Here is a 21,981-nt window from a genome sequence, read left to right as displayed (position 1 = left end):
GAGAAAAACATGGCGGATCTCGGCGACGGCGAATCCATCGAAGTGCAAGGCTCGGGCTCGACACGTTACACCATCAAAAACACGGGCGGCGTCTATTCGTGTTCGTGTCCGGCATGGAGCTTCCAATCGCTCGGCATTGAAAAGCGCACCTGCAAGCACATCAAAAAGCTTCGCGGGGACGCAGCAGAAGCCGCCCGATTGGCCGCGGCCACTTCCCGCGGGGCAGTTCGGCCGAGATCCGCTGCTCCAACTACGCCGGTTGCAGGTGCGAGCCCCATTGCAACGGCCCCCGATGCGGACACCAATGTCGACACGTCCGAATCTCCCGGGCAATCGCCTCCTGCGCTGCTGCTTGCTCATACGTGGGACTCGACGATTGATCTTTCGGGCTGGTGGATGAGCGAAAAGCTGGATGGCGTTCGCGCATATTGGGATGGCAAAACGTTCATTTCGCGGCTTGGAAATCAATTTTTCGCGCCTGATTGGTTCACGGACGGCTTGCCCGACGTACCGCTCGATGGCGAATTGTGGGGCGGTCGAAAACAGTTCCAGCGGACCGTCGGCATCGTGAGGCGCCAGGACCGCAGCGATCATTGGAAGTCCATAACGTTTCTCGTGTTCGATGCGCCGAAAATGAATGCGCACTTCGAAGAACGTCTCGCGTTCTGCGAAAACATTCTCCGAGTAAAGCCATCACCGTACGCGAGGTCCGTGGATCAGACGCGTTGCCGAGGAATCGATCACCTGCACGCCGAGCTTGCGCGGGTTGAAGCATTGGGCGGGGAAGGTCTGATGATGCGGCAGCCGGGATCGAAATACGAGGTGGGTCGTTCGTCGTCATTGCTGAAAGTGAAAACGTTCGTGGATGCCGAGGCGCGGGTCGTGGAGCACGTGGCGGGTGCGGGGCGTCATCGCGGTCGCACGGGAGCGCTCTTGGTGGAATTGCCCAATGGCAAGCGGTTTTCCGTAGGCACGGGATTGTCGGATCGGGAGCGCGAGACGCCTCCGCCGGTAGGGTCGATCATTACGTTTCGCTATCAGGAGCTCACCGATGGCGGCATTCCGCGGTTTCCGAGTTTCGTGCGTATTCGGCCGGATGCGACATGGCCTCCGCCGGCCGATGGTACGAATGCGTCGGGAACGAGAAAGCGGTCGGTTTGAACAAGCGTCAAGATGTTCAGCTTGCAATGAATTGCCGTGCAGCGTCGAGCACCTTCGTCACGTGCGCCGGGTCGAGCCGTTCGAGCGAAATGCCCGCATGCGACACGAATACCCCCGCGCGCGTTCGCTTGACCCAATAACCAAGCTCCTCGAGCTCTCGTAATGCCGGTGCAGCGTGGGAGCCATGCCCCGAAGCCGCATTCGAACCGCCTACGTAAAAGCTCATTCGTTCGACCGCGGGCAGATTCCCAATGCTCGACCGCGGACCGCCTCTGCGGCGTTGTACGACGACGAGCACCGGAGAGCCTCGATAGGACATTTGCAAATCCCACCGGCGCTCGAATGGGGACATCATATCCACCACTTCACGCGGCGTCTCCGCGGGCCAATGCGCATCGAGCCAATCCAATACCATCGAGAATCGGTTCGTGCCCGACGTGCCACCCAAAGCTCGTCCGAGCGAATTCATGGCCATCGTGATCCGATGGTTGCGCCTCCACAAGGCATAAGGGATGATCCCAAGGGCAATGGCAAGGGTGACCGCAATCAACAAATCGCCGATTCTGGGACCATCCGGGTGCACCAGCGACCTGATGCCGAAAAGCAATGGCGTGGTCACGATGGCAGCGACGAAAAAAAGCAAGCCATAACGAAAGACGAGCTGCCCGATGTGCACTCCGCTCGATTGCATCATCTGCCTGACCGCCGCGCGATATTCGCGAGCTTGCGCGATCTTTGCTTCGTCGCTCGGTGCGGTGCCGTCGAAAAACGGATCGGCACCGTGGATCGGTACCGTCATGATCCGTGCCTCGTTCCCATGAGCCACGCCGCATACGTCGTTTTTGCATGGTGAAACGCCGCGTAAAGCGTTCGGTCGGCGCGAATACGTGCACCCCAGATCGCGTCGAGTTGTGCCTTTTGATCGGGGCGCACACGATAACGATGCAGCGTTTCCTGCGTGCGCTCGGGCGCCAATTCCAGCTCGGCGCACAATGAAGCGTATTGCTCCAGCGTCCATTCCGGTTCGTTCGGCGCTGACGCATGGTGCGCTGGTTGCACTTCCACGCGCTCGGGTGCCGCTGGCGTCACCGGCGCTGCGACGATGGGCGGGGCCGCCGGTGCAATGGGCGCACTCGCTTTCGACGTCGGTGCGGACGTGTTTTCCGCCGCTGCATCACCCTTGAAAGGCATGATTTGCCGCGCAATTTTTTGCAAGTCCGGCAAGTCCGAGGTCTGGCCCAGAGAATGACCCGTCGACGGCGGCGCTGGCCGTGGCATTTGCAACGCGGACTTTGCTGCGCTCACCGCAGAATCGCCGGATGCACTCGAGGGCGCGAAAGGAAGCGACGGACCTTTTGGAATGTCGAGTGACCAAGACGTACCTTGCAATGCATTCGGCGCCTTGGGCTTTGGAAGCATGGGCGGAGGTACTGCAGCCGGCATTTCGATATGCATTGGCGGAGCCTCGTCCGGTATACTGGCGGGCACATGCGCCAATGGAGGGGGCGCGTCGACCACCGGAGGTTTTTCCTCGATGGTCGGCACGGCTGCAACCGCTTGTTCTGCGGCGACCTGCTGCTGCTCGACCTCGCGAACGGGCTCCGTCGGTGCGCTTTTCTCGCGGCGCGCCTTGAATTCTGCCGCGCAATGTTGTGCATAAATGTCGGCACGCGCGTGATCGCCCGCTTCGATTTCATGGGCCAACAGCGCCGACCAATGGGTATCGCTCGGTGTCCAATCTTCCGGGGTCAGCGAATGCCGACGAAGGACCTCGAGACGCTCGGCCGAGCTACGTTGAAGCATTTCGGCTGCAATGGGCGCCCACTTGTCGAAACCAATGGGCGGATCGATTTCGGCAACGTCATTGTCGCTCATGTTCGCTCCGTTTGCGGTTGCATTCATCTTTCGCCCCTTTCGTCGAGCATTCGGCAAGCAATGGCCAGTACCATCGAAACGCGACTTGGATCGAGCGCTTCCGGAGAAATTCCCTCGTGGCAGAGATAGATGCCGGCCGGTGTTTGCTTCGCCCAAAACCCAAGCGCCTCGAGATCTTTCAACGCCGGATGAACGCCATTGCTTTGCCACGGCTCGTTTTGCGGTGCGCTCAGATAAAAGCTCAATCGCCTGAGCGGAGTCACACGCCTGCTGCCGAGCCGCCTGTGTACCAGGATCAGCAGCGGGCGGCCGTGATACGATGAACGAATGTCCCAGCGTTGCTCCATCAACGCCGCCGGCGGCTCTATTTCGTCCCGTGGTGTCGATGCAGGCCAATGCGCATCGAGCCAATCCAAAATGTCGAGATATCGGTTTTTGCTGCACGAACCCCCGAGCGTTTGTCCTAGCGTTCGAACGGAGCGCGATATGCGATGAATCTGCGTCCAAGCGTAACCCACGAGCGACCAGGCAATGAGCGCATAGACGACGGAATACAAAAAACCGCGAAGATGACCGTCATTCGCAGGGTTCATCAGCCAGCGAATGCCGAGCGGTACGAAGAGTCCCATGGATAATACGAGCACTGATCCGAAAATGGCATAGACGATGACGCGGGAAATTCGGTATTCGAGGCTGCTATGCAAAATGCGCGCCTGTTTTCGCTGATCACGCGCCATGGCCCATCGATCGTGCTCGGTCGCCCCCGACGACGCATCGAAAAAGGGATCCTCCGGCCGAAAGGCACGCAATTCTTGATAGGTTGCGAAAGAACCTTTCGCTTTGGGATCGAGTGGTGGAGACTTGTGAACCGGGGACACGATGTTCATTCCTCGACGTAGTCAATCTCGGCCAAACGTTGCCGCATGGCGCACCTTTTTCAGCATTTCTTCGGGAAACGGCACGGCGACTTCGAGTTTCCCGGCCCACGTCAAAGTCAGCCGCTCCGCCTCCGGCTCGATCCATATCGTCGCGAGCTGACTTGGCAGATCGGCGGCCTTGCAGCCCGGAGGTTCAATCAGCAGCCGAGGTCGTTCGCCAGGGAGATCGAATTCCAATATCTCGTATTTGGGGTGCAGGTTGTGCAGTTTTACGCGCTCGCCGCCAGACAACCGGCATACCGCCAGACCGGCCGGCGCACAATTGAAAAGACGCGGATTGGGAGGCACCCTTGGAAAACGCTCGTCCGCGAGATCCGCAGGCAAAATCGCGCCCGTCGACAATTCATGAACGGGCCGCTTCGGTGCATTGGCTGCATGCGGCACCATGAACACGGCACGAGGAAACGTGAGCGTATCGATGGGCTCGAAACAAGCCGCAACCGGCAGATCCATCCAATCGAGCGGATCCTTGACCAAAAGGCGTTCGGGCAAGACGGGATCCGCCGGATCTTCCAGGTTGGGAAGCGCTACGCCGCCGATACGCTCGATGTCCATGTCGACGAAGTATCCGCGACCCGAAATGTTCCGCGGATAGCTCACGGAATAACCACCCTCCTTCGGGTTTGGCACTCCATGGGCGAGCGCCGCCAAACCATGCCGCGAGCGACCGAATGCCGTGCCCGTGTCGGACAATTTTGCTTCTGCATGAGCGTCGCGTCCGCCGAATGCATGATCCCACAAAAGAGGCAATCGAACGAACGGTTCGGGGCTCGTGAACGACAACCGCCCGCCCGCACCGAGCTCGATGCGCCGCTGCCCCACGACGCGCACTTGCTTTTTCGCCGCACCGACCTCCACCGCCGCAATCAGCGATGAAACAGCACCACGCGCGGAATGAGCGCTGCCTCGGACGAGCACATCCGTCAATGGTTTTTCCGGGCAGAATCGATCGGTATCGTGGACGAGCCTATGGAATGCTCCCTCGTTCGTGGAATCCGCATACACGGGCTTTTCGACGATTTCTTCGTGCTCTCGCGCCACTTCCGCCCGTGCGCCGGGACGGATGTGATACGTGCGTTTCACCGTGAGCGACAGGTAACTTTTGCCCGTGGGAAAACGATAACTATGAATTGCCGAGCTGCTCACGTCCCGCTACCCCCGAACACGCCTTTGACGTCGCCCGTAAATCCATCGACGGCTTCGCTGAAGCTCGAATCGACCCATCGTTGCACGAAGTTTTGTACATGCGAAGGGACGTCGAGCACTTTCAGATAAGGAACGTCCCCTATTCGACGCCATCCATGTTTCGCCCAATCGGGCAGAGAATCCATGGCCCATCCAAGGGCCGCATCGACGGCCCAGCCCACGACCGCGCCGGCATAGTCGCCCGCCGTCGGGCTCGTTTCCACCGAATTGATGTTGACGACGGCCCCCGTTGGCGCGGACAAACCCGCTTCTTGGCAATTGACGTTCAGCCCCACGGCGCTGACGATACACGTCGCGAGCGGATTGCCCATCCCGGTGACGCTGTGCACGGTGAGCTGCGCTTTGCTTCCCGCATTCATATGAACCATGATGAGCTCCAGCGGTTCGTACCACCCTTGCGGAGCTGGCCACGGGATGTGCGGGACCAAATAAAGGTCGAAGCCGCCTTGAATCATTTGCCAATTGTCCGACTTGACCGTCCCCGTGCGCTTCCAAAACGTCGCTGGAGGCCACAAAAATGGTGCAGCGACGATGTGCCCGAAGATGGGCACCGGCGTCAGCAACGTGGGCGGAGGTCCGGGGGCCCAGAATTTGTGAATGTCGCATCCTGCCATCACCCCTGCATTGTCATAAAAATTCGCCGCCACGTTCAGCTCCTTTTCAGCTCGGTGTAGGGGAGGGAAGCACGAGCAACCATTCTGGTGCAAAATCGCGCCGATACGTCATCGTATATCCGTGTGCGAACAAAACGTGCCGTTCATCCGCATCGATGTGAATGGAACGAAGCTCGGACCGCAATGGCGAACCGGTGGGCGCATTCGGTGCATTGCTCGATGCCGTCACGACCTTCGCCGGAGGCCCTGGAACGTCGAATCGCAATGGCTTTCGGCCCAAGCCGGTCAATTCGATGCGCGTGCCTGCGGGCACTGTGGGAAAGATCAGCCGGCCCGGCGCATGATGAATCGCTCGCATGGCCACGACCGGCATATGGGGCGCGAACGTCGCGGGCGTCCATTCGGGCGGAGGCGATTCGGGACGCAGACCCGTCATGCGCAGGAGAAAGTCATCGGTCATTCGCAACGCTACAAGCTCGGGGCACGGAGCAAAACCCGCCGGTTCGGGGCGATCGTCCCATTTTTGGACGAGTTTTTCGGGCAATTCGATATTCGGAAGCAAGCCGTCTTCGGCCGACGCCGCATCCAGGTAAAACCCACGCCCTTCCGGGTTTTTTGCAAATGCCATCGTGCCTCCGGGGTGCGGAAACCCCGTCAATGGATCGGGTCCCGGGGGCATGTCGAATTTGCCCCCATATGCTCGGTCGAACGCCAGCGGCAGAGCATCGAATGGCGCCGGATCCGACGGCACGAGATCGCCGCCAAACGCTCGTTCCCAGCGCCTGTCGCCGAATACGGCGACGCGGCGCAATACGTCGCCCACGCGCAAGGATACCGCCACGACGAATGGCGGCCGAGCAGGCCCGTAGACCATTCCCGATGCCGTGACCGAAACCTCGTGCCACAATGCGTAATGCTCCGTCGTCGGAGCATCCGTGGGTGCGGCTTTTCGATTGGAATCCACATGCAATGCGCCGCGTTCGTCGATTCGATACGTCGAAACGACCACCACGGTCGCCACCGAGAGCGTATCGCTCACGTGACCACGTGTGAGTGTTGCTTTGTGCTCCGTTCGGTTGCGAACGAACATGGGCGCTCCGTCAACCGTTCAGTTTGATGGTGGGTGCCGTGGCATTGAGAGGTCCTCCAGCCGTTAAATTGGTGGGTCCTCCCGATTTCACCACGATGATCCCGCCCACGAGCGAAATGGCAGCACCTGCGCCATTGTCGAGCACCAATTTGCCAGCGCTGCATGATATCGTGCAACCATTGACGTTCACGTAGAACGAGCCCGTTTGGTTGAACCCGGCCGTCGTGGAATTGACCTGGAAATCACCCGAGGGGCGGATGTACGTGTTGGTCGATCCCATTTCGTGGTTTGCATTCGCGTTCATGATTTGGCTTCCGCCGACCGTCACGCGTCGATCCCCCGAGACCGTGACGTTATCCGGCCCGCTCACCGTGCGATTTTCGCCTGAACCAACCGTGGTGTTTCGCCATGCACCGACGTTCAGATCATCGTTGGCGCCCACTTTGGTGCCGCGAAAAGCTCCGATTTCGCGCGTTTCATTGGCGCCCACCTTGGTTTTCAAAAAACCTCCCACCGTGTGCTCTTCGTTGGCACCTACGTTCGTCGTCAAAAAGGCGTTCACCGTATGATCTTCGTTCGCGTCGAATTGCGTCGTCCTGTTCCCGTGCACGTGCACGCTTTCGGTACCGACGACGTCGTGCGTGCGATTGCCTTTCACCGAATTCGATTGATCATTGCCCACAGAATTCGACTGGTTGCCACCGACGCTCGTCGAGTGCGAATCCTTGACCAGCTCGTTGAAGTCCTTTTCGGCTTGCAAGTACACTTCCTGCTCGCCCGTGTAATCGGTGAACCTGAATTCATTGAAACCTTCCGTCCGTTCGGTCACCGACGAGCTTGCGCTCTTCCACGTCGTTTGCGTTTTCGCCTTGGCGCTCGCCGTTGGCGGATAAGGCGGCGGTGATTGCGGATTGTAGACTCGACCCACGATGACGGGCCTATCCGGATCGCCCTGCATGAACGCCACGAGCACTTCGTGGCCCACGCGCGGCACGTGCTGTGCGCCATAATCGCTGCCAGCCCAAAAATGCGCTACGCGTACCCAATCCGAGCTTGGCGTGTTCTCTTCGGGTTTGCGCTGATCCCACGGAAAACGAATCCGCACGTTCCCATATTCGTCGCAATGAATGTCGGGCGGCGTGCTCACGACGCCGTCGCCAATCGTCACCACACCGCTCTCCTCGGCCGTCACGCGCGCGACCTGAAGCCCATGAATGCGAGGCTTCGGCGTGATCATTGCCGGACGAAATGGGACGTCGGCCCCCAATACGACGAACCGATTTTCATACGCCCCAATCGATTGTTTCGTCGTTCGAAACCCGAAATGCTCGTGCTCGAGCTCGCTGCCCGCGACGTCGTGCTGCGTGGCCATGGATTCGACGCGTACGATGAGCAAGTCGATGTCGTCTCGCAAATTGTCGCCATCGTGCAGCTCGATGCGATGCCCCGGCTCCATCGTGCGAATCGTACCGAATCCTTCGCGCAATTGCCGCTCCGCCTCGAACCTTTCGAGCCTTATCTTCGATGGGAATTGGCCTACGGGTTGGTCGAGCTGATCATCCTTGGCAGGAAATTCATAATGCCCCGCGTAATCGAAATGCGCCTCGTCCGCTTCGCTCCGATGCGTGAACACCTGATTGCTCCGTCGCCAGTCGTATTCACGCATCGCAACGGACCTCGATCGATTGCGCAGCGATTCCCGCAGCCCCCGTACGACCTCCTGATCCGCGCTCGCTCCAGCTTGCGCCACCGCTCGCATCGTGAGTTTCGCGTCCTCCGCAAACAGCGGTTTCTGCCCCGGAGCGTCCGTCAAAATCATCACCACCGAATCGTTCGTATGCTCGAAGTAATAGCTGATTCCCTCTTGCTCGAGCAGCCGCGACACGAAATCGAAATCCGATTCGTTGTATTGCGCTACGAATCGATAGAGCTGCGCATTCTTCAGCCGCGCCTCGTCGGATACCCGCATCATGTATTCGCCCCGAGGCTCGCGAAAATCGTCGAAATCGGGCATCGTCTCGGCCGCAGTCGGCGCTTTCGTGCGCTTCGTCAGCCCCGACAGCCCCGTCGGATTGTCCTGTGTCCGGTTCTCGAGCACGCTCTCGATGATTTCCCCGAGCGTTCGCTGAACGAACGTCCGACACCTCCGCCGGTACATGGATCGGACCAGATGCGGCGCGAGCAGCACACGATAATAAAACAACTTGTCCGTTCGATCCACTTCCTCGGCTTCCACGATGATCCCGTGCACCGTTCGCCATCGCTCCTCGCAGGCGATACGAAAGCTCGCTCCGCCATCGAGCAAATCGTCGAGGTTCACGGGACCATCTTCGACACGCCTACGCAGCACGATGTCGTAACGGAACGGTTGGCTCAGTTCCTCGACGGCGCGAAAACGCACCACGTCGAAACCCTTCCAGCCGTCGACGCGTGTTCCGAGAACGAAATCTGCTTGATTCCCGCGATGCTGAAATGCATGGGCCTTCATGGGCGCTCCTTTGGAACACGGGTCGTGCGATTTTGCGATCGCACCCCCCAAGGTCGTCGACATCCATATCCTATTTTTTTGCTCGAGGGAACGTTCAATTTTTGCCCCACGTGTGGTACTCGTTCCATCGCACACCGACGCTGTTCGATTCGGTGCGCACGTGCCGACCCATGACACAAGTCAAGTGCAAAGAATCGACGCTCGATGTTGCGCTCGCCGAAGCCAACACCGATCTGCTCGAACGCGTCGATGCTCCGGTAGAGGCAACGAGCATTACACTCACGTCGGGTCGTCATTACGAATTGCGTGCCGATGGAGCGCGGGATCAGCTCACGATTCGGAGCACCGAGGGCAACGTCGTCCTTCGTATCGAAGTGACCGACGCGGGGCCGGTGCTATCGTTTTCGGGAGCGAGCATCGATCTCGTCGCGACCCGCAAAGTACGCATCGAAGCCGATGAAGTTGCATTGCATGCCAAAGGCGACATGCAGCTCGATGCAGGCGGATCCTTGCGCGAACGCGTTGGCGGCGATCACCACACGCGTGTCGAAGGGTCCGAGCGGCTCGAGGCATCCGCGGTCGAAATGCAAGCGAATGCGCATTCCGTGGAAGTGCGCGCCATGCAAAAAATATCGCTCGATGGCGAGCGCATTGGGCTGAACGACGATCCGCTGCCGCAGCCATTTCCCTGGTCGGCGATTGCGTCGGATTCGTAATTTCAATCTTCAAGCACCTTCACATCACGATGCGCCATGCGCCTGCTGGGCTCGGCGTCGATAGAAACCGTTCTTACTTCTGCCGCATCTCAAACCGTGTGCACGGCAACCATATATCCGACATCGGGATGACCGGAGCGGAAAGCGACGTGGCTTTGCGCAACCTCTTGTCGGGGATGTACCGTTTGCCGCGGGAACGGTTGCCGCCCGCGAGAAAGATATTTCGATGGGAATGCTGAAAGAATTCAAGGAATTCGCGATGCGGGGCAACGTCGTCGACCTGGCGGTCGGCATCGTGATCGGTGCCGCATTCGGCAGGATCGTCAACTCGTTCGTCAACGATATCATCATGCCGCCCGTGGGGCTGCTCCTCGGCAACGTCGATTTTTCCAATCTTGCGATTGTCCTGAAAGAAAAGACAGCCACGACGGAGGCCGTTGCCATTCGTTATGGCGCATTCATCAACACCATCTTGGACTTCGTGATCGTTGCGTTCGCCATCTTTTTCTTGATTCGGCAAATGAATCGACTCAAGAGAAAACAAGAAGCGGTCGCCGCTGCTCCAACGACGAAAGAATGCCCGAAGTGTTATTCGGCCATTCCGGTCAAAGCATCACGTTGCCCGAACTGCACCTCCGAGCTCCCCACAGTGTGAATCCATCGAGCGTGCGGGAGCAGTCTTACTGCATCCAGCCCATGTGACGTTAGCATTCGTCGCATCTCCCACAGTCCGTCGTCAGAGAGAGAACCCGCTCACATATCGTCATGCGCACCTGAAAACCGGTTTGGGGACATTCTTCGACCGAACCGCGCTTGCGTCCGAAACGGAGTCCTTTTATCCTGCTCGCCGGAAACTCCAGTTTTTCGCGGGAGCGTAAAGAAATGCGTTGGAACAATGTTGGAGCTCTTCTCGTGTTGGTCCTCGGAGGAGCTGTCACAGTGGGTTGTGAAGGCGGTGGGACCCCGACGTCGTCGTCCAATCAAGGGGGCAATGGTGGTGAAGGTGGCGGCGGTGGTGATGGGGGCAGTGGAGGTGGGTGCAATCATGGTTGCCCCTCCATTGGCGCGACGCAGTGTAGCGGCGATACCATCCAAAGCTGCGCCCCCGATACGAACAACTGCCGACAGTGGGTCACGTTGCTCGATTGCGCGGCGAGCGGCCAGGTGTGCGACGACGGCGTGACACCTGTCGCATGCGCGGACGCGGGTGCGCCCACGTGCAGCGATGGCGTCAAAAATCAAGACGAAACCGACGTCGATTGTGGTGGCGCAAAATGCAACAAGTGCGACGTTGGCAAGACGTGCACCGCGGATGCGGACTGTGCGAGCAATTCGTGCGATCCGGCGACCATGGTTTGCAAGGCTGGCGCGACGTGCGGCGACGGAGTCCAGAACGGCGACGAGACGGACATCGATTGTGGCGGCGGCGCGTGCAATACGTGCGAGATCGGCAAAAATTGCACGCAGGACACTGATTGCACGAGCAACACGTGCGATCCGAACTCGGCCAAGTGCATTGCGGCGGCGACGTGTAGTGATGGCATCAAAAACCAGGACGAGACCGACGTCGATTGTGGCGGAGCGACGTGCAATCCGTGTGCGCTCGGCGATACGTGCATGCAGAACAGCGATTGCGGCACGATGAATTGCGACGGCACGACGATGACGTGTGCACCCGTCGGCAATTGCAACGACGGCATGAAGAATCAGGACGAAACCGATATCGATTGCGGCGGCATGACCTGCAATGCCTGTCCGCTCGGTGATACCTGCCAAGACGACGGCGACTGCATGAGCGGCTCGTGCAACACAGGCGGCACCAATACGTGTCTGCCCATGGGCGTGCCGACCTGCGACGACATGACCGCGAATCAGGACGAGACCGACGTCGATTGCGGCGGCGCGACGTGCGCGAAATGCATGATTGGCCAGACATGCTCGGTCCATACCGATTGCATGAGCGGCATTTGCGACTTCGTCGGCTCCAAGACGTGCATCAATGCCGATCCCACGTACCTGGTGGACGAAGATTTCGAAACGGCCAATTACCAAAAATTCCCCTACACGCTGCTCGGCACGAACATGTGGGATATCGAAAGCATGGCCGCGGAATGCCACATGGGCGCCTTCTGCGCCCGCACGAGCCCGCTGCATGCGCTCGGTGAAACCACGAGCTACGAATTGAGCCTGAGCGTCCGGAAAAACATGAACATTACGTTCTGGGCCAAGACGAACACCGAGCCGAACGAGCATTTCTTCCGATTCTACATCGACGGCGTAGAGCAGGTTCAGGTATCGGGACAAACCCCCTGGACGATGTATTCGTACCCCGTGCAGGCCACCGGACCCAACGGCCCGAATCGCGTCTTCAAGTGGGAATACAGCCGCTCGATGTTCGTGGATCCGAATCACGTCCCCTGGAATCAGGTCTGGATCGACGACATCGACATGCCCGAATGGAACACGGCGCCGAGCGTTCCGCAGTTGATTCGTCCCGCGAACGGGAAACTCACGACGAACACGCAGCCGACGTTCCAATGGCAAAGCTTCGATCCGGACTTCGATCCGATCACCTATCAGATGGAGTGGGACACGTCGCCCACCTTCCCCAATCCCACGGGCACGGGCGAAATTCAGCAGACGCAATTCACGCCCCCCATGCCGCTCAATGACAACACCATCTACTATTGGCGCGTTCGAGCGAAGGACAATTCGGACTATCGCTGGAGCCAATGGTCGGCGCCGGCAGCGGTGGAGATCAGCTCGGCCTATCAGTATGCCGCCGTTTGGCGACAAACGAAAGCCGATCAATTCAACATGAACGCGTTGAGCGGCGTCACGGTGAATGCGGAAACCGTCGTGCCCACAGTCACGAACGTATCCAAACAAGGCACCGCTAACCTTGCAGTCAATGGCGGTACGGCGACGGTCAACCTGTCGGGCCTTGCGCCGGTCCCAGCAGGTACCTCTGCAACGCTCACCATCAACGGAAGTGGCGATTTCAACGGCGGATCAGCGGGGCAAGAAACTGGGACGGTGCGGATCGAAAACACCAACGTCGGAGCCTACAACCCGGGCGTTTGCATCGGCAGCGCGAACTACAATATCGCCAACATCGGTAACTTCGTGAACGACGGAGCGACGTCCATTCAGTTCACGACAGGCGCGGGCGTCGATTTCAATGGCTGCGGAGGCACGACCAATTCATTTACAGCCACGCTCAATTACATGAGCAGCGGTGTCGGAACGATGGTCAGCGTTCCGATTTCGTTCGCGCTCTTCGAGGGCAAGAAGTACTGGGAGAAAGTGCAGGTCATCGGGACGGGCACGATCACCATCCAAATCCTCGACGCCGACGGCAATCTCATCCCCAACAGCGTGATTCCAGGCAATTCGACGGGCCTTTCGTCGCGCACGATTCGGCTCTGGGACCTGAATCCCATCACGTATCCCACCATTCGCTTGAAGGCAACGCTCCAGCCCGGCGCGGTGCTCGACGAATGGTCAGTCGTCGGAAATGACGTATTCGAATGGCTCTTCTCCAACAATGGAGACCTCGAGGGCTGGGTCGCCGACGACAAGAACGCCATGGCGACGGCCGTTGCGCAAGGCGGCGTTTTGCGATTGAATGGCCTCGCTGCGGGCATCGATCCGAACGTGCAATACTACTTCCCGCAGCCCATCGACGCGACTCGGTTCACGACCATCGAGGTGCGTGTACGGACCAGCAACAACAACCAAAATGACGATCCCACCATTCATTGGGATTCGAATTATGGTTCGTGGGACAAGAACCGGAGCTTCTCGTATCCCATGACGTTCCTGTTCGCCTTCCAGGATCTGTCGTACGATCTGACCGTCGTGCCGCCCATGCCTGCCGAGCCGTGGCAGGGCCTCATCAACGGAATCCGCGTGGATCCGGCGGTTCGTTTCTACGATACGCTCGGCAACCCGGCCGATGGTTGGTTCGAAATCGATCGCATCGCGATCCACTGACGCCAGCCGAAAACAAGACGACGCGGCATCGAATGAATGATGCCGCGTCGCCTCTGCTCGACGTCGCTCACATCAACACGCGTCACGCGCCAAGCTCTGCCGCTCTGGATTGGCAAATGCCAACCGCAGCCAGATAGGCAAAAGAGCGAATCCGACAGCAAGCACTGCAAAACGCCAGAGCTCTGCGTGGGGAAACCACGTTGGAGGCGGGCTGCTTGCCAGCCAAGATCCGAACCCCACGAGCAGCGAAAACATCGAAAACGACGCCAATGCAATGGTGAGGATGCCTCGCCAAAGCTTTCGGACGCTCGCACGAGCTGCTTCCGTGCCAATTCCATTCGCAACTGGCCCCCAAAAACCCGGCGGGTGCGCACGCTCGTAAAATGCTTCGAGCTTTTCCCGTGGATCGGGCCCTGCTACGAGCGAAGCCGTGATTCCGGCAAGCGTGGATCCAAATGCCATGAGCAAAAGCCGGAGCGCCTCATTGTCCGAACCGTCGAGCGTGAACAAAAGCACTGGCGCGAGCACGAGCGAGGATGCAATGGCCGCAAGCTCGCCCCACGCATTGATGCGCCACCAGAGCCAGCGCAGGACGAGCATCACGCCCATTCCGGCACCGAGCATCAAGCTTATTTTCCACGCAGTCTGGACCGATCCCAGCATGGGGACGAGCAAGAGCGACAAGACCAGAATCAATGCATTCGACCCGCGAGCGACCCAGACGAGATTGCGCTGGGACGGCTGACGGCGCTGCCATGTCTCGCAAATGAAGCGCTTGTAGATGTCGTTCGACAAATACGACGCCCCCCAATTGAGATGCGTATCGAGCGTCGAGGCGAGTGCAGCGAGCATCCCCGCGAGCATGAGACCTTTCAATCCATTCGGTAAAACCTCGGCAATACCGCGCACATAGGTGAATTCGCGGCGCGCGGAGAATCCTTCGGCGGACAGCGTCGCATCCGGGGGAAAAAGCACGAGCAGACCGAGCGCGAGCGGAATCCACAACAAGCTGCGCAAAAAGACTTGTGCGAACGTGAATACCACGGCCGCGATTTTTGCATCGGCATCGCTTCGACATGCCATCGAACGTTGCGCCAAATACCCCGTCCCGTCAGCGTTCATCTGCACCAACCATTGCAAGCCGAGCACCGCCAGCACCGCAAACGAAGCGTCCTTGGCTCGCGACGGCGTGAATGCGAGGAGCTGGTCGAGGCTCATGTCCGAGAATGTACCGCCGTGAGAAAACGAGGTTTCGAGCGCGCTGCGAATGCCCGAGAATCCTCCAGCGCGACGAACGACGAAAATGGTAAAAAGGAGTGTTGCGATCATCGCAATGCCGAACTGCACGATGTCGGTTGCAACGACACTGCGTAGCCCACCAGTCGTGGAATAAAACATCGTGACGAGAACGATGACGCCAATCGAAATTAGATTGTTCGTCGACCGAATCCAGACGTCGGCGGACGCGACGTCGGTCACCGTAAAGGGGACGCCGGCCCATTGTATCGCATGGCTGAGCGGATCGAAAATGCCCGCCGGAAGCCATTGATTCCAATGTAAAAACGGCTCGGCGATGCGCGTCGCGGCGAGCAGCACCATCGCGAGCACCGCGCAATTGAAAATCAGGCCAAAGTAGACCGCTTTGATGGCTCGCAGGGGCGCCGCGGCCCGACTTCCATAACGAAGCTCGGTGAGCTCGGCGTCCGTGAGCACACGCGCGCGACGCCAGCTTGGAGCGAGCAAAAACCCCATCATCAAGAATGCAATCGCATAGATCCACAGGCGCCAGAGCGCGAAAATGCCGCTCGTGGCCACGAGCCCCGTCACGAGCAATGGCGTATCCGCGGCAAATTGCGTCGCAGCCATGCTGATCCCCGCTTGCCAACCTTTGAGGGTCCTACCCGCGAGGAAATATTCCTCCAAGCTTTGGGATGCGATTTCGCGATTTCGCAAACCAGCAGAAATCGAATAGACGATGAAGGCCAAGAGAATGAAGACGTCAATGGCGCTCATGAGATCCTCACCGTCACCTCGTCATGGGCAAGCAGTTTCGGCAATCGAAGAATGCATCGAGCCATGGTCGTCATGATGGCATTTCGCTAGCCTCGGCGTTGTGCAAAAACATTCGCAGAAATGCGCGCGCTTCGCGAAAATCATCCAATCGATAGGGTGCGCGGCTGGGATTCGGACCTACGTGAATTGCAATGCTGCCTTCGGGAAGCGCCGCAAAAATATCCTCATCCGTGCGGTCGTCGCCGATGGCCAATAAAATGGTCTTGGACACGTTCGAGAAAAACCGATGCACGATCTGCCCTTTGTCCACGCCTTGTGGTTTGATCTCGATCACTTTGTCGCCCGGTAGAATATGCACCGGAAAATTGCTCAAGACCTCGCTCAGATGAAGGCGCAGCTCCTTGGCCTGAAATACGCCGAATTCCGGATCAGCCTGTCGATAGTGCCAGGCAATCGATGCCGATTTGTGCTCGACGAGCGAGCCCGGCGTACGTCGCGTGAATTGCTCGATCGTCGGCAATACGCGGTCTTTCCAATGGGCGGGAACCTCGTTCAGCATACGCCAATCGTCACCAGGCTCGGGACGACTCCACAACCCATGCTCCGCATGGAGTCCAATCGAAAGGCCTGAAAACCACCGCTCGAGCGTATGGCGATCGCGTCCGCTGATGATGTGCACCTCGGTCTGCGGCCTATGACTCAACCTCGCGAGCAATTCGAGCAGCGCGCGATCCGGTGCCGCTTCGTCGGGCGTCGGAGCGAATGGGACGAGCGTGCCGTCGTAATCGAGCAAGAGCACGAGGCGTTCGAACGTGCGGACCCGATCGAGCAACGCCGGGTATCCCTCCGCACCGAGCCGCTGTGGGACACCTGGTCGAACGCGCGTTTGGGCGAGCGCGTCCAGGAACGACTGCGCCCAATCGTGCACGTCTTCGCGCGAAACTCGTTCGCGTAATGCACGCATGCGAATGCGCCGCTCTTCGCGCGGCATCGTCACGGCCTTTTTGATCGCCCAGGCCGTCTGCTCCATATCGTACGGATTGATTCGCAGCGCTTGATCGAGCTCGATCGCCGCCCCGGCAAATTCGCTCAAAATCAACACCCCATCTTCGTCGGAACGACTCGCAACGAATTCTTTCGCCACGAGGTTCATTCCGTCGCGCAGTGGCGTTACGAGCATCACGTCGGCCGATCGATAAAATGCCGCAATCTGCCGCTCCTGAAAAGCTCGATACAAATAATGAACGGGCACGTCGGTCGCCGTTCCATACGTCCCGTTGATCCTGCTGACGAGATCATGGACTTGCTGCCTGAGCACCTCGTAGGCGGGGATTTTCTCGCGTGACGGCACGGCGACTTGAACGTAGCGCACGCGCCCGCGCCACGTCGGTTCTCGCTCCAAGAAACGCTCGATCGCCAAAAGCCGCCGAGGCATTCCTTTCGTGTAATCGAGCCGATCGATGCCCAGGATGAGCTTGCGGCCATCGGCGCTGCGTGTTTGCGTCTCGGCTTCGGCTCGTACCTCGGGCGCATTGGCAAGCGACTCGAACGACTTGGCATCGACCCCGATGGGAAATACGCCCAGCCGTACTTCGCGTCCTCCAACGGGAATTCGATCGATGTCCGCTTCGATTCCCAAAATGCGTAACAAACACGTGGAGAAGTTCCGCATGTACGAGAACGTATGAAAGCCAATGAGATCCGCGCCGAGAAGGCCCTCCAGAATGGCCGCGCGACTTGGAAGAATGCGAAATACTTCTGACGAGGGAAAGGGAATGTGCAGGAAAAACCCAATTTTGGCATGCGGCAATCGGCGACGAAGCATCGCGGGCAAAAGACAGAGCTGATAGTCGTGCACCCATATCATATCGCCCGGCTGATATTGCGCAGCCACGACATCCGCAAAACGCTGATTGATCGCACGATAACTTTCCCAATCCGCTCCCCGATCATCCAGCTTGATTCGATCCAAAAGGTAATGGAACAGCGGCCAGAGCACTCCATTGGAAAAACCTTCGTAATAATGGCTGACTTCGGACGCCGTGAGATACAAGGGGACGAGACGCATGGTGGCAAGCTGCTGCTCGAGCGCTGCAATCTGCTCCCGTCCGAGTCGTGAAACGTCTCCAGGCCAGCCAATCCACAAGCTTCCAGAACGCTCGTGTGGCCCTTTCAGCGCCGTGGCCAATCCTCCGGGGCTGCGCAGAACGGAAAGTTTGTCCGGCTCGACTTTGACCGTGATGGGTAACCTGTTGGACACCAGGAGGATTCGCGCCATGTTTGTCTTCCTCGAACCGTCTTTGCTCGTCGCATGAGCGCGACACGCGTGCGCCTGACTTGCGCGAGCGAGATCAACCACGTCACTGCTTTGCGTTCAAACGTTTTTCGCGCCGCACCACGCAACTTTTTGTGGCTTGTGCCTTGCATGAGTGCTTCACGTAACGTTGTTGCCGTCCGCTACATACAGCGTCTTGTCGGGACGTTGCGTTTTCAAGATGAGCGCACCGAGCGTCGTGGCTGGACCTTTTGAAGTATTTGCTTGGATATCCAAAATTCATGTGCTATGTGGCCGTATGGCCCTTGGTGAGCTTGGACTGATAGGGAATTGTCAGATTTCGGCGCTCGTGGATCGTTGGGGTTCGATCGTTTGGTCGTGCTTGCCGCGGTTCGATTCGCCGCCGGTGTTTGGCGCGTTGCTCGACGCGGAGACGGGCGGCAAGTTCATGATCACGTCGGCGGACGACGTTCCGGGTGTTCAACGATATTTGCCGAATACGAACGTCTTGGAGACGCGTTTCGACGGACCGACCGGCGCGTTTCGGATCCTCGATTTCGCCCCGCGGTTTTACTTGTTCGAACGGAGTTTCCGTCCGACGAAGCTCATTCGCATCGTCGAGCCTTTGTCCGGCACGCCGCGCATCCGCGTCCGTTGTGATCCGGTGCTCGGTTGGTCGAAAAAAACGCCTGCCCGCGAGATGGGCTCGCATCACGTCTCGTACCGCGGATACGACACCGAGGTTCGTCTCACGACGGATGCGGCTTTGTCCTATTTGAGCGGCGATCCTTTTGCCTTGACGAGCCGCAAGCACTTCGTCCTTGCGTGGGGCGCGCCTGTGGAGGAGCCTCTCGAGCCGCTTTGCGATCGATTTTTGCAATCGACCATCCGGTATTGGCAACAATGGGTCAAGCATTGCGATATTCCGTCGGCGTACCAGGACGAGGTCATTCGTTCTGCACTGGCGCTCAAGCTGCATTGTTACGAGGATACCGGGGCCATCGTCGCCGCGATGACCACGTCGATCCCCGAATCTCCCGGCAGCGGACGAACGTGGGATTATCGTTATTGTTGGCTGCGGGATGCCTTTTACACGCTGGGAGCATTGCGATTGCTCGGGCATTTCGAGGAGCGTGAACAATTCTTGGAATTCTTGCTCAACGTCGCCGGGTCCGCCCCCGACCTCGACCTTGCGCCACTCTATCGCATCGACGGCAAGAGCGACCTCGAGGAATTCACGGTGGACTGGCGCGGTTATCGTGGAGAAAAACCAGTTCGCGTCGGAAATGCTGCGGCGAAGCACCGTCAACACGATGTTTATGGCGAAATGGTCCTGGCGCTCACGCCCATGTTTTTGGACGCGCGGTTTCGGGATCAAGTGACGGAGAGCCTGCTTTCGCTGGTTTCGGGTTTGGCGCGCAAAGCCATTCAAGTAAGCGGACAACCGGATGCAGGCATATGGGAATATCGTGCGGAATGGCGCCCGCAAACGTTCTCGACGCTCATGTGTTGGGCCGCCGCCGACCGCATGGGTCGCATTGCGAGGAAGTACCGGCCCGCCGAGGCAGACGACTTCGCGGCTGCGGCAACTCGCATTCGCAACGAAATCCTCGTCAATGCGGTCGACCTGAAACGACATTCGCTCGTTGCAGATTATGGCGGAACGGAGGTAGATGCCGCGCTGCTCCAGGCGGTCACGCTGCGTTTGCTGCCTCCCACCGATGCGCGCATGCTTGGCACGGTGAACGCGGTGCAAAACGATCTGTCCCTCGCGGGTTGGCTCCGTCGATACCGAGTCGACGATGGATTCGGTGAACCGTCCGTCGCCTTCACATTGTGCACATTTTGGCTGATCGAAGCGTTGTGCGTCGCGGGAAAACTCGACGAGGCGCGCGCATTGATGCACAACATTCGCACGATTCGGTCGCCGCTCGGGTTGCTCTCCGAGGATCTCGCGCCCGAAACGGGCGAAATGTGGGGCAATTTCCCGCAAGCATATTCGCACGTCGGCCTGATTCACGCGGCATTTGCCGCGTCACCCCGTTGGTCCGAAGTGGGCTGAGCGCCCCTCTCCGAATCGGCGTCGATTCTCAAAGCGTCGTAGGTAGCTCCCAGCGCACGATTTCCGCTTTCGTTGGATGCCCCAGCGTCAAATGATAAACGTAGCCGTCGGGTGCGATGGTGATCCGGCCTTTGGCGGGCGCCGTTTGGAACGTCGTCAAATTCGTTCCATCCGCCGCAAACGACACGATGCTCATGTTCGCCAATTCTGCATAAATTCGCCCGCTCCATGTGTCTCGCACCAGACTGGTCACGTGCGTCGGCAATTTGATCAATGAAATCGGCGTACCCTGTTGTCCCGCAATGGGCACCAGGAAGACCTCGCCGCCTTCGAGCGCCACGAGCATGCGGAACTTGTCGAATGGCGCGCTCGCATGCACGCGGCTCGCGAACGTTTGCAAGAGCGCCTTCGACTGCGTCTTCAGGTCGAGCGCGTAATACTCGCCGTTCTTGTCGATATTGCCCACGTAGAGCACGCGGTCGAGGCCCCAGGACAAACCATAAGGCCCCGTATCGATCTGCGAATTGCCAAACGGTCCCGCCCCCGAAGTAAACGTGCTCGAAGGAATCTGCATCGGCAACGTTCCTGCCATTGCGTCGAGCAGCGCGACGCCTTGAGGGCTGCCGCCCGGGCCTGAAATGATGCACCCACACGCCGCGCAACAAATGTACGACAGGGCCACGTCTTCGATTGTCCCGCCAAACGTACCATTGATGCCTTGCAGAGCCGCCACTTCGCCCATGTTCAAGTTGGTCACGCCGGCCCATTCCGTAATGACACCTGCAGGCGTAATCTTGCGCAAATAATCCGTTCCCGAAATCATCGTGACGCCGTACGCATTGCACGAAGGATCGAAATCCAGGTCGAAAATGCCGCCCGAGCATGCACCGAGCGTCCCGCAACGACTGAACGTGAAATCATTCAATGTCCCCGTTTCGTCGAGCATTCCCAAGGGGGCCGGCGAACAGGTCGGCGCCGGACGATTGCACGCGCACGATTGCCCGAAGCAAGAATTACCCACGCAATTCATTTGCGTGCAAGGCAATGTGGGGTAACAGCTTCCATCCGCACCGCACGCAGTGCCAGGACCACACGTCAGCGCCCCGCAAGCCGCTGGCGGATTCGATATCACGCAGCCGTCCGCAGGCGCCACGCATTGACCCGGATGCTGATCCCCCACGTCGCACACCATTTCAAAAGAGCAAGGGTTCGCGTCGGGCAATCGACAATCTTCGATGCATTCATTGCCCACGCAAGCGTATCCCGGCGTGACGCAGTTTTCCTTGGAACACCCGCCCATGCCCCCGGCGCCCCCGGAGCTCATCATGCCCCCCGATCCGCCGGCGCTCATGGAACCGCCTGCACCACCAGCGCCGCCAGAACCGCCCGAGCCTGAACTACTCGAAGCGGTCGAACTCCCGCTGCTCGACGATTGACCATTGACTTGCGGATCACTGCCGCAACCAGAAACGAGCAGCGCGAGGACGGATACGACGAAGCGTGTGGCATGCATATGCCGACGCTAGCCGAATCGTGAAGGTATGGGA

General features: G+C 58.9%; 15 protein-coding genes. 5 read left to right on the top strand and 10 right to left on the bottom strand.

The window, feature by feature from the left end:
* Positions 1–9: 9 nt before the first annotated feature.
* The gene (locus IPM54_39685; GenBank protein ID MBK9265900.1) at positions 10–1,161 is read left to right on the top strand and encodes a DNA ligase; all 1,152 of its coding nucleotides are present in this window, start codon (positions 10–12) and stop codon (positions 1,159–1,161) included.
* Between the two features lie 16 nt (positions 1,162–1,177).
* Here IPM54_39685 and IPM54_39680 read toward each other — a convergent pair whose 3' ends face one another.
* The 7 genes from IPM54_39680 to tssI are packed head-to-tail and all read right to left on the bottom strand — an operon-like array spanning position 1,178 to position 9,372.
* Entirely contained in the window at positions 1,178–1,960 is a 783-nt protein-coding gene (locus tag IPM54_39680; protein ID MBK9265899.1) for a hypothetical protein, read from the bottom strand.
* Complete coding sequence (locus IPM54_39675; GenBank protein MBK9265898.1) at positions 1,957–3,036, bottom strand: hypothetical protein; 1,080 nt, start codon at positions 3,034–3,036, stop codon at positions 1,957–1,959. The genes IPM54_39680 and IPM54_39675 overlap by 4 nt, the downstream gene beginning before the upstream one ends.
* Positions 3,037–3,059: 23 nt before the next feature.
* On the bottom strand, positions 3,060–3,914 hold the full coding sequence (locus tag IPM54_39670) for a hypothetical protein (protein MBK9265897.1): 855 nt from the start codon (positions 3,912–3,914) through the stop codon (positions 3,060–3,062).
* Between the two features lie 21 nt (positions 3,915–3,935).
* Complete coding sequence (locus IPM54_39665; protein ID MBK9265896.1) at positions 3,936–5,120, bottom strand: DUF2169 domain-containing protein; 1,185 nt, start codon at positions 5,118–5,120, stop codon at positions 3,936–3,938.
* Positions 5,117–5,827 (bottom strand): hypothetical protein, encoded by a 711-nt coding sequence (locus tag IPM54_39660; GenBank protein MBK9265895.1) that lies wholly within the window; start codon positions 5,825–5,827, stop codon positions 5,117–5,119. Before IPM54_39660 ends, IPM54_39665 begins: the two co-directional genes overlap by 4 nt.
* A 13-nt stretch (positions 5,828–5,840) precedes the next feature.
* Positions 5,841–6,884 carry a DUF2169 domain-containing protein gene (locus IPM54_39655; protein MBK9265894.1) on the bottom strand — a complete coding sequence of 348 codons (1,044 nt, stop codon included), beginning with the start codon at positions 6,882–6,884 and terminating at the stop codon, positions 5,841–5,843.
* Between the two features lie 10 nt (positions 6,885–6,894).
* On the bottom strand, positions 6,895–9,372 hold the full coding sequence (gene tssI, locus IPM54_39650; protein ID MBK9265893.1) for a type VI secretion system tip protein VgrG: 2,478 nt from the start codon (positions 9,370–9,372) through the stop codon (positions 6,895–6,897).
* Positions 9,373–9,542: 170 nt separating this feature from the next.
* On the opposite strand from tssI, the gene IPM54_39645 reads away from it, so the two are divergent.
* The 3 genes from IPM54_39645 (at position 9,543) to IPM54_39635 (ending at position 14,084) form a co-directional block, all read left to right on the top strand.
* Positions 9,543–10,088 (top strand): hypothetical protein, encoded by a 546-nt coding sequence (locus IPM54_39645; GenBank protein MBK9265892.1) that lies wholly within the window; start codon positions 9,543–9,545, stop codon positions 10,086–10,088.
* Positions 10,089–10,320: 232 nt separating this feature from the next.
* Entirely contained in the window at positions 10,321–10,743 is a 423-nt protein-coding gene (gene mscL / locus IPM54_39640; protein ID MBK9265891.1) for a large-conductance mechanosensitive channel protein MscL, read from the top strand.
* 227 nt (positions 10,744–10,970) lie between these two features.
* Complete coding sequence (locus tag IPM54_39635) at positions 10,971–14,084, top strand: hypothetical protein (protein ID MBK9265890.1); 3,114 nt, start codon at positions 10,971–10,973, stop codon at positions 14,082–14,084.
* Positions 14,085–14,156: 72 nt separating this feature from the next.
* Here the strand turns inward: IPM54_39635 and IPM54_39630 are convergent, their stop codons facing one another.
* A complete protein-coding gene (locus IPM54_39630) occupies positions 14,157–16,097 on the bottom strand; it encodes a Na+:solute symporter (protein ID MBK9265889.1) in 1,941 nt (646 codons plus the stop codon).
* Positions 16,098–16,167: 70 nt separating this feature from the next.
* Positions 16,168–18,375, bottom strand: a complete 2,208-nt coding sequence (locus tag IPM54_39625; protein MBK9265888.1) for a bifunctional alpha,alpha-trehalose-phosphate synthase (UDP-forming)/trehalose-phosphatase — start codon at positions 18,373–18,375, stop codon at positions 16,168–16,170.
* Between the two features lie 217 nt (positions 18,376–18,592).
* On the opposite strand from IPM54_39625, the gene IPM54_39620 reads away from it, so the two are divergent.
* On the top strand, positions 18,593–20,434 hold the full coding sequence (locus tag IPM54_39620) for a glycoside hydrolase family 15 protein (GenBank protein MBK9265887.1): 1,842 nt from the start codon (positions 18,593–18,595) through the stop codon (positions 20,432–20,434).
* Positions 20,435–20,462: 28 nt separating this feature from the next.
* Here the strand turns inward: IPM54_39620 and IPM54_39615 are convergent, their stop codons facing one another.
* Positions 20,463–21,947: a hypothetical protein gene (locus IPM54_39615; protein ID MBK9265886.1), complete on the bottom strand. Its 1,485-nt coding sequence runs from the start codon at positions 21,945–21,947 to the stop codon at positions 20,463–20,465.
* Positions 21,948–21,981: the final 34 nt, after the last annotated feature.

This window comes from Polyangiaceae bacterium, from assembly GCA_016715885.1.
Lineage (GTDB): Bacteria > Myxococcota_A > Polyangia > Polyangiales > Polyangiaceae > Polyangium.
The sequence above is the reverse complement of the archived record's forward strand: the minus strand, read 5'-3'. Positions and strand labels throughout refer to the sequence as shown.

Excerpts from the sequence above, each read along its gene's own strand:
- IPM54_39685 (MBK9265900.1), top strand. The coding sequence starts at position 10 with ATGGCGGATCTCGGCGACGGCGAATCCATCGAAGTGCAAGGCTCGGGC.
- IPM54_39680 (MBK9265899.1), bottom strand. The coding sequence starts at position 1,960 with ATGACGGTACCGATCCACGGTGCCGATCCGTTTTTCGACGGCACCGCA.
- IPM54_39675 (MBK9265898.1), bottom strand. The coding sequence starts at position 3,036 with ATGAGCGACAATGACGTTGCCGAAATCGATCCGCCCATTGGTTTCGAC.
- IPM54_39655 (MBK9265894.1), bottom strand. The coding sequence starts at position 6,884 with ATGTTCGTTCGCAACCGAACGGAGCACAAAGCAACACTCACACGTGGT.
- tssI (MBK9265893.1), bottom strand. The coding sequence starts at position 9,372 with ATGAAGGCCCATGCATTTCAGCATCGCGGGAATCAAGCAGATTTCGTT.
- IPM54_39645 (MBK9265892.1), top strand. The coding sequence starts at position 9,543 with ATGACACAAGTCAAGTGCAAAGAATCGACGCTCGATGTTGCGCTCGCC.
- mscL (MBK9265891.1), top strand. The coding sequence starts at position 10,321 with ATGCTGAAAGAATTCAAGGAATTCGCGATGCGGGGCAACGTCGTCGAC.
- IPM54_39635 (MBK9265890.1), top strand. The coding sequence starts at position 10,971 with ATGCGTTGGAACAATGTTGGAGCTCTTCTCGTGTTGGTCCTCGGAGGA.
- IPM54_39630 (MBK9265889.1), bottom strand. The coding sequence starts at position 16,097 with ATGAGCGCCATTGACGTCTTCATTCTCTTGGCCTTCATCGTCTATTCG.
- IPM54_39625 (MBK9265888.1), bottom strand. The coding sequence starts at position 18,375 with ATGGCGCGAATCCTCCTGGTGTCCAACAGGTTACCCATCACGGTCAAA.
- IPM54_39620 (MBK9265887.1), top strand. The coding sequence starts at position 18,593 with ATGAGCGCACCGAGCGTCGTGGCTGGACCTTTTGAAGTATTTGCTTGG.
- IPM54_39615 (MBK9265886.1), bottom strand. The coding sequence starts at position 21,947 with ATGCATGCCACACGCTTCGTCGTATCCGTCCTCGCGCTGCTCGTTTCT.